Annotated in this window: 10 protein-coding genes; 2 read left to right on the top strand and 8 right to left on the bottom strand. The window is 48.6% G+C overall.

The window, feature by feature from the left end; genetic code table 11:
* Positions 1-62: 62 nt before the first annotated feature.
* The 3 genes from AC4OGX_RS06710 to AC4OGX_RS06720 form a co-directional block, all read right to left on the bottom strand.
* Positions 63-1,379: a GHKL domain-containing protein gene (locus tag AC4OGX_RS06710; RefSeq protein ID WP_493329312.1), complete on the bottom strand. Its 1,317-nt coding sequence runs from the start codon at positions 1,377-1,379 to the stop codon at positions 63-65.
* Positions 1,379-2,119: a LytR/AlgR family response regulator transcription factor gene (locus AC4OGX_RS06715; protein ID WP_493329314.1), complete on the bottom strand. Its 741-nt coding sequence runs from the start codon at positions 2,117-2,119 to the stop codon at positions 1,379-1,381. The genes AC4OGX_RS06710 and AC4OGX_RS06715 overlap by 1 nt, the downstream gene beginning before the upstream one ends.
* A 380-nt stretch (positions 2,120-2,499) precedes the next feature.
* Positions 2,500-2,859, bottom strand: a complete 360-nt coding sequence (locus AC4OGX_RS06720) for a hypothetical protein (RefSeq protein ID WP_493329316.1) — start codon at positions 2,857-2,859, stop codon at positions 2,500-2,502.
* A gap of 104 nt (positions 2,860-2,963) precedes the next feature.
* Here AC4OGX_RS06720 and AC4OGX_RS06725 point away from each other — a divergent pair, with 104 nt between their 5' ends.
* On the top strand, positions 2,964-3,227 hold the full coding sequence (locus tag AC4OGX_RS06725; RefSeq protein ID WP_493329317.1) for a helix-turn-helix domain-containing protein: 264 nt from the start codon (positions 2,964-2,966) through the stop codon (positions 3,225-3,227).
* A gap of 27 nt (positions 3,228-3,254) precedes the next feature.
* On the opposite strand, the gene AC4OGX_RS06730 is transcribed toward AC4OGX_RS06725, so the two are convergent.
* The 5 genes from AC4OGX_RS06730 to AC4OGX_RS06750 all read right to left on the bottom strand — a co-directional run bounded on the left by AC4OGX_RS06730 (position 3,255) and on the right by AC4OGX_RS06750 (position 13,185).
* On the bottom strand, positions 3,255-4,868 hold the full coding sequence (locus tag AC4OGX_RS06730) for an AAA family ATPase (protein WP_493329319.1): 1,614 nt from the start codon (positions 4,866-4,868) through the stop codon (positions 3,255-3,257).
* A 122-nt stretch (positions 4,869-4,990) separates the two neighbouring features.
* Positions 4,991-7,732: a glycoside hydrolase family 78 protein gene (locus AC4OGX_RS06735; RefSeq protein ID WP_493329321.1), complete on the bottom strand. Its 2,742-nt coding sequence runs from the start codon at positions 7,730-7,732 to the stop codon at positions 4,991-4,993.
* Positions 7,733-7,834: 102 nt separating this feature from the next.
* Positions 7,835-9,400, bottom strand: a complete 1,566-nt coding sequence (locus AC4OGX_RS06740; protein ID WP_493329322.1) for a DUF5060 domain-containing protein — start codon at positions 9,398-9,400, stop codon at positions 7,835-7,837.
* A gap of 81 nt (positions 9,401-9,481) precedes the next feature.
* Positions 9,482-11,755: a glycoside hydrolase family 3 C-terminal domain-containing protein gene (locus AC4OGX_RS06745; protein ID WP_493329323.1), complete on the bottom strand. Its 2,274-nt coding sequence runs from the start codon at positions 11,753-11,755 to the stop codon at positions 9,482-9,484.
* Between the two features lie 41 nt (positions 11,756-11,796).
* Positions 11,797-13,185, bottom strand: coding sequence for an MFS transporter (locus tag AC4OGX_RS06750; RefSeq protein ID WP_493329324.1), 1,389 nt, complete (start codon positions 13,183-13,185; stop codon positions 11,797-11,799).
* A gap of 376 nt (positions 13,186-13,561) precedes the next feature.
* Between AC4OGX_RS06750 and AC4OGX_RS06755 the strand changes: the two genes are divergently transcribed.
* The gene (locus tag AC4OGX_RS06755; RefSeq protein WP_493329325.1) at positions 13,562-14,524 is read left to right on the top strand and encodes a helix-turn-helix domain-containing protein; all 963 of its coding nucleotides are present in this window, start codon (positions 13,562-13,564) and stop codon (positions 14,522-14,524) included.
* The last annotated feature ends 162 nt before the right edge of the window (positions 14,525-14,686 follow it).

The following is a 14,686-nucleotide window of genomic DNA, read 5'->3' on the forward strand; positions in this document are numbered from 1 at the left end:
CCGCCAGCTTTATTGATTATTCTTCTTTTCATTCATGTCATTATCGTATGATGCAGTCTGGATTAAAGGTTCTCGTCTAACCTGCTTTTATCCTGCACCAGAAGCCTGACAGATACGGTCTCCTCTTCCATATCATAATCGAATATGGCGTGATTCTTCCTTGCAAATGCCATCACACTCTTTAGGCCGTACCCATGCCCCTTTTCCTCCTTCGCAACCGGAAGCCCTGTATCCGTAGATATCTCAAGCGTTCCTGTATAGCTGTTCCTGACCTCCACTATTATCTGCCCTTTGATGCCGTGCATCGTTATCGCCGCCCAGCGTTTGTCCTGTTCCGGCACCTTCATCGCCCCATATACGGCATTCTCCAACAAGTTTGACACTACCGTGGCAAATTCAAACTCGTTGACAGAAAGATGCTGGGGCACCTCGATATCAATGTCCAGTCTGACCCTCTCCCGCTCGGCAATGGCATCACAGTGAGTGATCACTCCATTGACCGCCAGGTTATCGCAGTAACGTTTCGGTGTGATTTCCAGAACCTTTTGATCCATCAGCTTAAGTACCTTGTTCACTTCCTCAATATTCCCCGCAGCAGCATAGGCCTGGATCTGTCTGAAATAGTGCCGCAGGTCGTGGCGGAACAGTGCTGTCTCGGATTCCTGGTCACGCAGACGGTCTGCCTCCTGCTTTAGCCTGGCTGCATATGTTTCCAGATACCCATTATCTCTTTCTATCTCTCCTGTTTTAAACTGATGTGCAACCCCTGCCAGGATAATAAAGTAGGAGGTCTCTAAAAGAATCAGCAGGATCATAACTCCCAGCAGATTTCTGTAATTATCGCCATTCCATACGCTTTGGGGCCAGATCGTCAAGGCATAGGTCACCAGCCAGAAGAGTAAGGGAATGAGACACAGCACACCCCAGAAGCTCCAATTTCCCTGCATCAGCCAGAGCCAGTTTGCACGGCTGAAACGGATCAGAGTAAAAATGACCATACTATGTACCAAGATCTGGCAGCCAAGAGAAACGGCAATATTCCTTGTCGCTATATATGCCACGATCCCGATTGTATTTCCCACAATCAGCACGACTGCCGTTGTCAGGCCGGAAAAAAGGGCACGAAAATCTTTATATTTACACAGCCTGAATACAGACCCTTGTAAGATGACTGCACCAAAGAATGCCTGCAGGATCTGTGTGATGTCCTGCTTTATCACAAAGTACTGCATATAATCCAGAAAAGTACACCCCACGTAGATTTCAGCCATGATTATGATTCTTCGTTTTAATGGGACATCTGCAGGAACAAAGAAGTAAATAAAGATCTGCATGAACACCATAGATACCTGGGCACGCAGAAATGATAGTAAGTACATTATCCCCTGACTCCCTTCTGTGACAGGTATTTCAGGTAACGCTTCTTTGTCGCAGCTGCCCTGTTCCTACTGATGAATATCTGCCTTCCATTATCCAGAAGCAATATCCCACCCTGTATCGCCTGTATATACTTCATGTTTACAAAAAAAGACTTATGCGGCTGCAGAAAATCCGGATGCTCATTCAACGGATGGATACTGTCTTCAAATGTTTTTCGGTTATATGTTCCTACGATCTGTGTTCCGTCCTTTAACACATAGACTGCACACCTGGACACATTTTCGATGTAAATGATATCGTTCACCTTTACTGTGATCAATCCATTTTTCGCATTCACATTCACCTTTTGGATCGTATTTCTCTCAACAGCCTGTTTGGCCACAGCCATCGCCTCCTCCAATGCCTCCGGCCCGATCGGCTTCTCCAGATACCGAAGGGCATGGATACCATAAGCATCAAAAGCAAACTCCTTGGAAGAAGTGGTATAGATGATCTCCGCTTCTTCATCCGACTTGCGGATCACCCGGCCCAGTTCGATCCCGTTGATCTTCGGCATCAGGATATCCAGTACAAAAATATCAAAACTTTTTTCCTCCAACCGGCTTTTCAGCTTTTCTGATGAGAGAAAGAGCTCAATATTCCCTTCCGTATCCTGGTTATTTTTCAAAAATCCTGTCACGTACTGACCAAGCAGCTTCAAATCTGCTTCTTCATTATCACATATCGCAATCTCAAGCATCACCGTGCCTCCTGAGTTTTATCCCCCTCAAATCCGTGATTCTGAATAAATCAAGCAGATTTTGTTAATCAAAACTTATGATCTGTCAAAATTTGACGGAATTGGTTGTTCATATTCTACCATAAGGAAAATCCTTCTGTAAACAATTTGGGGCAGAAAGATTTTGTTAGTCAGTGAAGGATTCTGATTTACCCGCTCCTTTGATCCGCTGCTCACGCTTGGTTATGGAATCTGTATCAGTAACAAAAACGGCTCTGCATGCTAAAATAGTAACAAAAATGAACTTTCATTCTATTATTCTGGTAAATGGACTTTTCTGCTCTCTGCAGGTTCCCGGGGATCCCTAAATTTTATCCGATGAGATACAGCCGGAATATATCCTACTCTGCCTCTTTCTTTCCCTCCTTCAGCAATTTCCCGATATTTTTGCAGTCCTTTGTAAGGCCAAGGTTACTCAGCATTTCAATCCCGTCCAGAAAGCCCTGACAATAGGATCTCTGCCGCTTTAAAAAATGAACATGCTCTACAATCGCCATATATTTTTCAAGATACTCTTTCTTTGACTGTTCTAGTTCTGACAAATATTTATTAAATTCCTGATCTGCCTCTCTTTGCTGTAAGACAGCCTGCTGCACATCTTTTGATTCCACTATGTACTCCCTTTCCTTATCGATCTCTTTCATAGTTATTTCCACCTTTCTCTTACCGTAAGTATCTGCAGACAGATCCAGATTCATCATTCAAAAAATCTTTTCGATACTTCATCTTTAGAAGTATATTAACAATTTTATTCCGTAAAATCAATAATAAATACTTCATCTTTAGAAAGTCTAAGGGGATTTCAATGAAAATTTACTGGAACAAAGAAACGAATTCAAAAAATATTATAGGGAAACGAGTAAAAGAATTGCGGATAGAACATCACCTTTCACAGAGGACCCTGGCTGAACAGCTGCAGCTTCGCGGGTATGATTTCAGTGATCTCACGGTTCTGAGAATTGAACAAGGCACACGGTTCGTACCTGATTATGAAGTTGTTGCAATTGCAGATTTTTTCAATGTATCTTTAGATTATCTGGTGGGGCGGACAGAGAAAAATAAGCAGTGATCCGGGGTAATCACGGATCACTGCTTGCTATGATAATACTTCTACTTGACAGGTATGCCGTTTTGCACTCTTGCTATAGCTGATTCCTACTGCCAGGATTCTTCCTGTATATCCCGGCTCTTCGCCTATCTTACCGAGAAATTTCAGTGCATATCTTTTATCTTTAATCTGTTGGATAGCTTCTGCCGGGGTACGATCGATTTTTAATTCAAGAATCATACAATCCGCACCTTTGTCCGCCTCCGGATAGAAAATAAAATCTACATATCCCTTACCAGCCTTATCCTCCCGCTCAATCCGGTAAAAATCTCTGGCTGACAAGTATACAAGATTCACTACCGCCGTCAGTTCTGTTTCGTTATTATAGCTGAGAAGAGGCACCTTTGTATCGTGGGCAAGCTCCAGAATCTCTGCCATCGTTTCCGTATCGCCTGCTAAAGTAGCACGAAGCATGCGGTCAGACTCTTTTGCCAACCGGTGTATATACCCCAAAGATGGTTCTTTTCTCAACATATCCGAGAATTTGTCCAGCAGTTCCCTATTGGGAATTGAGACTTTTCCATCCTTATAAGTCAGAAAGCCATACACAACCATAGCAGAAAAGATCTCTTCTTTTGTCTGCAAATTCATGGATGTCGCCGCATATTCCCATATTCTGACCGGAACAGCCATTCCTGCCGCCATCAATGCCAGGTCATCACGGACAGCTGCTACATTATGCTCAATGTAATAATAGATTTCATCATAAGGACCTGCACTGGTCCAATAATTCCCAAAGTTATTATTTTTCAGCGCTGTAACAACAGACCGTGGATTGTACAGCCTCTTGCCGGATTTAGAATAATACCCGTCATACCAGCTCTGTAACCCCTCCCTTGTCAGGCAGGGTTTGGCTGTATAGGAGAGGTATCTGTCAAACAACATATCCACCTCTTCTTCTGTGAAACCAAAATACTGAGAAAACTTTTCTTCCGTTGCCATGGTATACTCCAGAAACATATTCAGCTCTGAACCGCTTGAATATTTTGCGATTGGAAGTATCCCTGTCATATAGGTAAAGACCACATAAGGCATATCTTTTAGTAAGTTCTGCAGGAAGGAAAGATAGGATTCTTTGTCCTCATCCGTGACAAAATTCTGATGAAAGATATAATCCCACTCATCCAGAATAAAAATAAACTTTGAATCATCCCTGTTATTAAGTGATAAAAGGATGTCCCAAACGGCCTCGGAATCATCCACCTCAGCATCCGGATATGCATCTTTTATATCCTTTATCAGAATCCTTTCGATGCGTTCAATATAATCACTGTATGAGCTGCATCTTCTCGGCTGTTTATTAAAAGATATATGAATAACCGGGTATTGGTTCAGGTACTGCTTATAAATTTTATGATCTGCAATCCGTAATTGTTTAAAAACACCCTCTGCATCACAACCCTTTGAAAAAAAGGAAGAGATCAGATTCGCCATGACCGTTTTTCCAAAACGCCTGGGCCTTGTGATGCAGATTTGATTGCCGCCCTGTTCAACTAATGGAATGATTTCTTCTAATATCTCTGATTTATCCACGAAATATGGCTGCTCTGTATCTATTTTGAACAGATGAAACGCCGTCCTGCTGTTTAAATAAATGCCCATGATCCACTCTCACTTTCTTCTGCGTTCTGCAGTTCACAAATTATCGGATAAAACTCTTTTATAATTATAGCAGATATCCAATCCGAATCAAACTACAGATTTTCGACAAGCGCGTACGTTTCCTATTCCCGGCTTTTTTTATTCAGCGCGTCGATCACTGTACAATACAGTGCCCCCGACCCGTTTGTCACCGCAATCAGCTCCGATATCGTCATGCCATACGCTGACTTGACCAATGGATCATCCATCCTCCCCGGCACCAGCCGTTCAAACATCTCACGCCCCAGCGGATCCGCAACCAGTTCCCCGAGCGTGGACTCCATCGTATATTTGTCAAAATCGAGATATATCTGTGTCGGATACTCATAATGATAGCAGCCGGATCCCACCTCCAGTTCCTCGCCGCGCTCCGGCAGACAGATCACCGCCGTCGTATTCGCCGGAATTCGGACATCCACACGGATTAATCCGTTTCTGCAGCTCCATGCGCTCCGGATCGTTCCGTAAACGGATTCATATTCGGCAGATACCTCTGTTATTCCTTTGGTGAGCATCGGCTGAATCCGGATCTTTTTGTATCCGGGTTCCTCGCTTTGGATACCCGCCGCCTTTTCGTACAGCCAGCTGCCGATCGATCCGTACGCATAGTGGTTCAGCGAATTCATGCCGGACTGGTCGAAGTCCCCGTTCTCCAGAATCGAATTCCAGCGCTCCCAGATCGTGGTGGCGCCTTTCTTCACCGCGTAAAGCCAGCCCGGAAAATCCTCTTTCATAAAGATCTCGTCCGCCAGCTCATGCAGACCGTTCTCTGACAGGCAGTGGCACAGATACGGCGTCCCCACGAAGCCCGTTGTCAGGTGATTGTGGTGTGCACGTATGTTCTGCGTCAGCGTATTCAAAATCCGTCCCCGGTGCTGTGGTTTCACCAGATCAAAATGCAGCATCAGCACGCATGCCGTCTGCGTCTCACTGACCAGCCTGCCGCTTTGGGTGACGTACTCCCGGTTAATCGCATCAACGATCTCTTCCAGCAGACGGCCATACTTGCTTTCCTCGGCCTCATATCCCAGCACCGCCGCGGCATCCCGCACAATCCTGGCAGAATATGCGTAATACGCGTTTGCCACCAGATATTTGTCCGTCCCGCCGGTCCGGTCCGTGCTCCCCGATTCGATATCCAGAGCCAGCCAATCGCCGTACTGATATCCGGTCTGCCACAGACCATTTTCGGACACTCTGGCATGGATATAATCCACCCACCGCTTCATCATCGGAAACTGCTCCGCGAGCATCTCCCTGTCTCCGTAAACTTGGTACAGCGTCCAGGGGATGATCGCTGCCGCGTCACTCCAGCCCGCTGCTCCCTCCTGGTCTCCCATGATATTCGGCACCACATGGGGCACTCCCCACTCCTCTGTCATCTCGGCCTCCATATCGCGCAGCCATTTTTTGAAAAATGCAGCCGTGTCAAAATTGTAGGAAGCGGTTCCTGAAAAGACCTGTGCATCACCGGTCCAGCCAAGCCGCTCATCCCTCTGCGGACAGTCGGTCGGGATATCGAGGAAATTACTGCGCTGGCTCCACAAAATGTTGTGCTGCAGCTGATTGACGAGCGCGTTGTCGCAGCAAAAACTTCCGGTCGGCTCCATGTCCGTGTGCAGGGCACAGGCCGTAAACTGTTCGGCTGCGGCACTCTTCGCCCCCTCCACACAGATATACCGAAATCCGTGGAAGGTAAAGTGCGGCATGACCGTCATCCCTGCCTGTTTATCCCCGTACAGATAAGTGTCGGTACAGCCGGCCTTTCGAAGATTTTCCGTATAAAAATTTCCGTCCTTATCAAGCGTCTCCGCATGCCGGATCACCAGTTTCCCGTCGTCAGTCTGCGGCAGCCGGATTTCTACAACCCCCGCCATGTTTTGCCCGAAATCAAACACGAGCTCTCCCTTTGGGGTGATGATTTTCTCCGGCATGGAAAAGCGCTCCGTCACGCGGACCGGCTCCGACTCCTGCGCCACGATCTGTCCGATCTCTCCGTTTTTTTCAAACAGGACTGCTTTGCCGATGATTTCTTTTTCCACGGTAAAATCCTGCGTCTCCCCGTGATAGATCTCGGAAAAGCGGATCGGTCCGGTCTCCACATCCCAGTCTGTGTCCGTTCCCAGGAACTCTGTCTGTCCGTCCCCGTACTCGATACGGATCATCGCCAGTACTGCCGTCCGGTCTCCGTAGTGGTCCGGCTTGTCCTCAAAGCCCAGCTTTCCTTTGTACCAGCCGTTTCCGACGGTAATCTCAATGCGATTCTCCTTTGTCAAAAGATTAGTAATGTCGTACGTCTGGTACTGAATCCGGTGATGATATGATGTCCAGCCCGGAGCCATGTACTGATCCCCCGCTTTCTGTCCGTTCACACGGGCCTCATATACACCGCAGGCTGTCACATACAGCCTCGCGCTCTGCACCTTTTTTGCAGAGGAAAACGTTCGGATAAATACCGGGCAGGCGCTCTCTTCTTTCTCCAGCCCGTGCGTAATCCATCTGGCTCTCCAGTTTTCCTCTCCCATCAAACCTGTTTCAAAGCCTGCCTGCTCCTGCGCCAGCTCCCCGTAGTTATCCAAAACGCTGACCTGCACCTGATAGGCGGTCATCGGCCTTAGCGCCTCACCCTCATAGGGCACCAGCACGGACCGGTCCGTCTTTACGAAGCCGCTGTCCCAGACCAGCTTTCCTCTGCTTCTCACCTGAATTTGGTATCCCTTCTGCACCACATTCTGCCTGTCGCTCTCCAGTTTCCAGGAAAAGCGGATTTTTCCGTCTATCCCAAGAGGGTTCTTTCTGTTCTCAATCTTCAAATCCCGGATCATGCTCTGTCCTCACTTTCTTCGTATCCGATATGCGTTTTTTCGCACTGTTTTCTCAATCAATTCGTAATATCACAACTGTCCCCGCACACAGAACATCCGTCTTTACTGCTCTGCCAAAGCTAACACAGCCATATTCTCATGCCCGGGCAGCTTCACAACATATTTGCCGCTGACGCCCATAGCCACAACGGTGTCAGTCATGTTCCAGACGTCCAGCACCCGGATGGTATAGGTCCGGTCGGACGGCAGCTCCAGTGTATCCCTGGTCAGCGGACGCGTATCATGGAAGTGCAGATAGCAGTCTGTTCCGATATGGGCATGCCAAACCATTTCCGATGCACAAAAGCCCTTTGCATCCTCCCCGCAGTCTATAAATGCCTGAATCATACGAAGCAGGCTGTCGGCTCCCTGGTTGTCTAAGGCTGCACGGCGAAGACCCTCCAGTACATTTTCCCGCTCCTTTTCATCCATGGTCATCAACGGCAGAAGCCGCTCCATAAAGGCGGGTTCACCCTCCAGACGGCCTGGCAGCGATTCCACAATTCTGCGACAGAAAGCGATGCGCTCCGGACTCTCGCCCTTTAAGGTGCCCCCCTTCGCCCACCAGAGCACATCGTCGTCGCTGTAGAAGGTCTCGCCGTGCGTGCAGTAAGCCCCGCAGCAGACCGTCCGCCAGAAGCGCCTGGTCATCTCCGCTCCGGTGATGGAGCCCCAGAACGGCTCGATATCCCCCTCGTAGGCGCACTCATCCAGCATCACAGGCTTTCCAAACTGTTTGATCCATGTTTTCAGCTTATACAGCTCCTTGGACTGGATGGAAGCATGAGTGATTTGTGGCCGTCCGGCATCCCAGACTTTAAAAATATTATGGCAGGACAGCAGGTGTCCGTACGGATCCCGGGAGGCTGCAAACGACTCGATCTCATACCACTTATCCAGGCTTCTGTGCGTCAGTTCATATTCATTAGCCAGACTCCACCAGATGTTGGGGAAAGCACTGAGACGGCGGATCAGATATTCCAGATACTGCTTATCCTTTTCCGGCCCCATACCGTCGAATCCCCATCGGTCGTACGGATGGAACAGGATCAGATCCACCTGAATCCCCATATCTCCAAGCCGGGCAATATGGCGGTCCAGGGCATCCCAAAACGGATAATTTGGCCTCGTTGTATCCCAGGAGCCGTCTTCTGCCTGCTCAAAGGCATAGTATGGCGGATCATTCTGGTTAAATTCATAGCTCTTGGGGAACACACACATCCGGATCTTGTTAAATGGCGCCGTTGAAAGTGTGTACATGGTCTGTTCAATCAGCTCATCCGGCTGCGAAATCAACGCATAGACCGTCGTCCCAAAGGGATGGAAAAGTGCTCCGTCCTCATACCTAAACGCGGTTCCGTCCGCCTGCACCATCCCATGAGCATCCGGCGCGGCCGCGGCGCATTCCCCGCTCCCCAGCGCCTCAACGATGCCGGAGACGCTCCAGCGGTAAGTACCGGTGCCCTTCGGCAGAAACCTGACCTTGTAGACACCACCTCCACAGTAAAAGCCAGGAACCTTCTTTGTCTCTCCGCCCCCGGTGAACTCCACCCACAGATCCGCCGCATGGCAATTTTCCTCCGGCTCGGGGCCGTTAAATGTCAATTCAAACATCTCATACTGTCTCATACTAATTTCCCTCCATCTAGATTTTACAAAAAAGGCTGATCTAAACCATTTGGGATTCTGCCTTTTTGATTCTGCCGCCGGTTACCTGGCCAGCTTTTCATTGAGCATTTTCACGAAAGCCTGCAGCTGCTCTGCCGTCATCACACGGAAGCTGACCAGGGACTTGAGCGGCATGCCGAACATCATGGCATTGCTGGCCTTGGCATCCGACTGGCTCTTCGTTTCCACAGCCTCCTTACGGCTGTCACCGGACTGAATCCTGCGGATCATTTCCCCGATAATCTCACCGGTTACCGGATTGTTCCAAAGCTCGCCGATCGTAGTGGATATCGTAACGGTCAGCGGCAGCACCTTTTCTGTCGTAAAGCTGATCTCGCCGCGCAGACGAATGTCATCGCTGGCATGCCCGATCAGAAGGCCATACTTTCCGCTGGGTGCGTACCAGTCCTTTAAATCCACGTTATAGTAGGACAGAGACCGCGCGTTAATCGTCATCTTCGCCGTCTTTGTCTCACCCGGTGCGAGGAAAATCTTAGTAAAGCTCTTCAGTTCCTTGACCGGACGGCCAAAGGTACCGTTCTGATCACTGATATACAGCTGTACCACCTCTTTTCCTGCCACCGCGCCGGTATTTGTCACATCCACAGACACCTCCACTGTATCATGATCGCCGAAATGATCCATCGAACAGCGCAGATTAGAGTAGGCGAACTCCGTGTAGGAAAGACCGTGCCCGAATGCCCATCGCACCGGCTGTTTCTTCGCCTCGTAGTAGCGGTAACCTACATAAACACCCTCCGTGTAATATACCTTTTTCCCGTCACCATGGAAATTAAGGTAGCTCGGATTATCCTCAAGGCGCAATGGGAAGGTCTCTGCCAGACGTCCGCAGGGATTGGCTTCGCCCCACAGAAGTGCATCTGCCGCCTCACCAACGCCCTGGCCGCCCAGATACATTTCCAAAACAGCAGCCACGCGGTCCGCCCACGGGCATTCAACCGGACTGCCGTTATGAAGTACTACGACGGTATTAGGCTGCGCGGCTGCCACCGCCTCGATCACCTTGTTCTGACAATCCGGCATCGCCATTGTATCGCGGTCGTAGCCTTCCGACTCGAAGATATCCGGCAGGCCTGCAAAGATCACAGCCACATCTGCCGCAGCAGCTGCTGCCACCGCTTTGTTCAGCTCGTCCATATCCAGCTCATCCACATTTCCGGAGAACCCTTTTATATACGTTACATCACGACCCTTTTCCTGTGCACTTGTGAGTGCTGCGGATAGATGGCTGGAATTGATATGGCTGGAGCCGCCGCCCTGATAGCGCGGATTGTGGGCATACTCTCCGATATAGACCACCTTCTGCCCTCTTGTTAAGGGCAGGACGCCGTTGTTCTCAAGCAGCACGGCGCACTCCTTTTCCACCTCGACTGCCTTTTTATGGTCTGCCTCACGGTCATAGACGGCCTCCGGATGCCGGTGGTCCACATAGGAAAACAAAACGTTCAGCACACGCTCCACGCCCCGGTTAACCAGTGTCTCATCGAGCCGCCCCTCACGCACCGCCTGCACAATCAGCGCATCATTTTCACCGTTGCTTCCCGGCATTTCCAGATCCAGTCCGGCTTCTATGCCCTTCACCCGGTCTGCCACTGCTCCCCAGTCGGTGACAACACAGCCCTCAAATCCCCATTCCTCCCGCAGGATCTCCGTCAGCAGCCGCTTATTTTCCGCGGAAAACGTGCCGTTGACCTTATTGTAGCTGCACATGACAGTCTTCGGCTGTGCTTCTTTGACGGCAGTCTCAAAACCGGCCAGATAGATCTCCCTAAGCGTCCGTTCGTCCACCTCTGATGAGCAGCTCATGCGGTTGTACTCCTGATTATTAGCCGCAAAATGCTTCAGGCTCGTGCCGACATCCCACTTCTGAACACCGCGTATGTGTGCCGCAGCCATCTTGCCCGCCAGGTACGGATCCTCAGAAAAGTATTCAAAGCTGCGTCCGCACAATGGGTTTCTCTTGATATTGACACCCGGACCCAAAAGGACGCTCAAGTTCTCCGCCTGACACTCCTCGCCCAGCGTCTCGCCCATTTTTTCGATCAGCTCCACATCAAAGCTGGATGCCGTGGCGCAGGCCGCCGGGAAACAAGTTGCTAATATACTTTCCCCCAATCCCAGATGATCACCTGCCCCGTTCTGCTTGCGCAGCCCATGAGGGCCGTCGGAGAGCATCACGGCAGGGATCCCCAGCCGCCCGACAGCCTTTGTATGCCAGAAATCCGAACCGGAGCACAGCCCGGCCTTTTCCTCCAGTGTCATCTCTGAGATCATTTTTTTGATATCACGTTCCATGTTTTGTTTTCCTCCCTAGTCAAGTAATTTCGTTTTTCTCCTTAATCAAGTGGGTTCCTTTTCTCTGCCAGATCCTTCTGAATCTGCGGCATAAGATCCCCTAGTTTCCACATCATAGCCAACACAATGCCTCCAACGAGCAGAATCACCGGCAGCCAGTTATAAAGGAAAACAATCGCACCGTTTGCGGCTGCGCTTTGAACTTCCTTCAGTCCGTTATATCCGGCTAATCCCATAAACAGACCGGTCACTCCGCTGGCGATAGCCGGACCTATCTTTTGAGCGAAGCCGACAAAGAGATTCAGCGGACCCTCCAGCCTGATTCCGTTCTTCCACTCACCGTAATCCATGGTTTCCGCGCAATATGCCGCAATCATCATGGAGAGTGGCATAGCGCCCACCATAAATAAGGCACTTCCTACTACAAGTGTTGTGATGTTTGTCTGCCCGAAAGCACGAATCAGGATACCAATCATGCTCAATACCATGCCGCCCCGGAGTATCCCGGCCGTACCGAATTTGCGGGAGAGAAGAGGGAAAAGCAGAATGATGACCGGGGTCAGGACATTTGCGAATGCCGGCAGCGACTGCAGCCCAATATTCCCTACGATATACTTAAAATAATACGTGGTCACAACCGTCATATTGGAAATAAAAGTAGTGATAAACGCCAGGCCCGTAAGGACCCAGATATATTTATTCTTAAAAATCAGACGGATCATTTCGATAATGCTCAAATCTCTGGAATTTTTGATCTTATGGCCATCCTTATCCTGCTTATACCCTTCATCCACCACGACCTCTTTAATAAATACAAAACGCAGAAGACCAAGCAGGGCCATAGGAACTGCCATCACAACGGCGATTTTCGTCCATCCGGACGCGGTCGTTCCGATCGTATTGATGATCTGCGGAAAGATGATATTGAATACAATCGCAACAATCATAACCAGAGAGCCGTTTACGGAGAGCAGCTGAATCTGGTGATCGTGGTTTGGAAACGCACGTACCAGATAAACCGCCTCATCTCCGCCGATAAAGGTATAACAAATCGAGTTAGCCAGGAAAAACATAAAGAATATGTAAACACATTTTGCCGTTGTTCCCATCGATGTCGGAACCGAAAACAAAAGTACTGTAAATATCCACAGACCGACTACAAACAATTCATATGGCCGCGCTTTCCCCCATCTGGTATGCGTCTTCTCGATGATGAACCCGACAAACATATCTGTGATGCCGTCAAACACCTTTGAAAACAGCAATAGCGTACCGACAACCGTAGCAGACAGCCCCAGCATGTCAGTGCAGTAATACGTCAGATACCCTACCAGGATGGTATTCATAGACAGAGAAATCGCGCGCGACGACCAGGCAAGCGGTTTCCAAAATGGCATCTTGTCTTTTTTTGCTGTTACTTTTTCTTTCATAGTAATCTCCTTTCAAGTGTCTGATACGACACTTTCATATCATTTATCACAAATTATACTCTAATAGAAATTTGTCTCAGTATAAATTCATGCTTATATATTGGTAATTATTGCTCTGTCTTTGGTGTCTCGAACTTTTCTGGCCCGGCGGATCCCGGCCGGGTTATCCATCCAGCCCGCCCGTCCAGCTCCCTGTACAGCCCGTCTAGCTCCCGCTTTAGCTGATTAGCATTCGGAATCTGCTAATAGTCGATTATTGCTCAATAATATTTGTTGTGATACAATAGGTTATATTATAAAAGAAGCATTATCAATATAGCTTCCTGCTTATGTATTGGTAATTATTGCTTATATTAAAGACAAGGAGTGATATGTAATGTTTGAGAATATCCGTTTTATGAGAGCATATCCGTTTCTGGATCTAAAATCCGACGAACTCCCGCGGCGAACAGGTCATTCGGAGGTTCTGCGCGACAAAGATGAACTGCGCGACATTGATTTTTATATCCGTGGTAAGGTTCTCGCTATGGAATCGGTTCCCATGCGTCCGGAAAGCAGGCTGCACTATCTGTATCTGCAGAATTTTTCCTATATGATCACCGATTCCTCGTATTATTCCAGACAGACCAATTATCATTCCTATCAGCTTCTCTATACCTACAGCGGAACCGCTGAAATGACATACATGGACAAAACCTGGCAGCTGATTCCCGGCTCTCTCTTCTTCTGCGACTGTACAAAACCGCGCGCGATTCGGTGTACAAGCGACTCCTGGGAGTCCTCCGATCTGCATTTTCACGGAGGTAATTCGGATCTTTTCTTCCGAGATTATTTTGAACAGCGGCCGCCCATATTTACGATTCCGAACCAGGCACTGTTTCAGAACAAGCTTGAAACTGTCCTGAAATATCATTCCGGGATTTCCATGCATCACGAATGGCAGGTTTCCTCAGCCCTGGAAGACCTCCTGTTATTCATCCTGTCAGTCGATGAGTCTTACTCCCACAACATTCCGGATTACATCCAGTATCTGATCGTTTATATCCAAAATAATTACAGCCGTCCTTTGACAGTGGACGAACTGGTTGAATTCGTAGGCTTAAGTAAATATCACCTCTCCCGGCAGTTTCGCAAATATACCGGCTATTCTCCTTACGCTTATATCACAGAAACCCGCCTGGAGCACGCGAAATCCATGCTGATCAATACATCCCTTCCGGCCTCCAAAATCGCGATTCTATCCGGTTTTTCTGATGAAGTAAATTTTGCCAAGCTGTTTAAGCAAAAGACGAACCTGACACCCGGTGAGTTTCGTAACGGCCGGGCTCCTGTGCTGTGAACGGGCTTGCATCCAGCGAGGAAGCCCCTCCGGATATTTTTTTGTTGGGATTCTGGTAATCACGCAGCAATAAGACAAAAATAGGCTCCGAAAACCTTATAACCACAAGAAATGCTCGTGTTTATAAGGCTTTCAGAGCCTATAAATTATTAATCTGGATTT

The sequence above is a fragment of the Faecalicatena sp. genome, assembly GCF_058819085.1.

Excerpts from the sequence above, each read along its gene's own strand:
- AC4OGX_RS06735 (WP_493329321.1), bottom strand. The coding sequence starts at position 7,732 with ATGATCCGGGATTTGAAGATTGAGAACAGAAAGAACCCTCTTGGGATA.
- AC4OGX_RS06730 (WP_493329319.1), bottom strand. The coding sequence starts at position 4,868 with ATGGGCATTTATTTAAACAGCAGGACGGCGTTTCATCTGTTCAAAATA.
- AC4OGX_RS06750 (WP_493329324.1), bottom strand. The coding sequence starts at position 13,185 with ATGAAAGAAAAAGTAACAGCAAAAAAAGACAAGATGCCATTTTGGAAA.
- AC4OGX_RS06725 (WP_493329317.1), top strand. The coding sequence starts at position 2,964 with ATGAAAATTTACTGGAACAAAGAAACGAATTCAAAAAATATTATAGGG.
- AC4OGX_RS06715 (WP_493329314.1), bottom strand. The coding sequence starts at position 2,119 with ATGCTTGAGATTGCGATATGTGATAATGAAGAAGCAGATTTGAAGCTG.
- AC4OGX_RS06720 (WP_493329316.1), bottom strand. The coding sequence starts at position 2,859 with ATGATGAATCTGGATCTGTCTGCAGATACTTACGGTAAGAGAAAGGTG.
- AC4OGX_RS06755 (WP_493329325.1), top strand. The coding sequence starts at position 13,562 with ATGTTTGAGAATATCCGTTTTATGAGAGCATATCCGTTTCTGGATCTA.
- AC4OGX_RS06745 (WP_493329323.1), bottom strand. The coding sequence starts at position 11,755 with ATGGAACGTGATATCAAAAAAATGATCTCAGAGATGACACTGGAGGAA.
- AC4OGX_RS06710 (WP_493329312.1), bottom strand. The coding sequence starts at position 1,379 with ATGTACTTACTATCATTTCTGCGTGCCCAGGTATCTATGGTGTTCATG.
- AC4OGX_RS06740 (WP_493329322.1), bottom strand. The coding sequence starts at position 9,400 with ATGAGACAGTATGAGATGTTTGAATTGACATTTAACGGCCCCGAGCCG.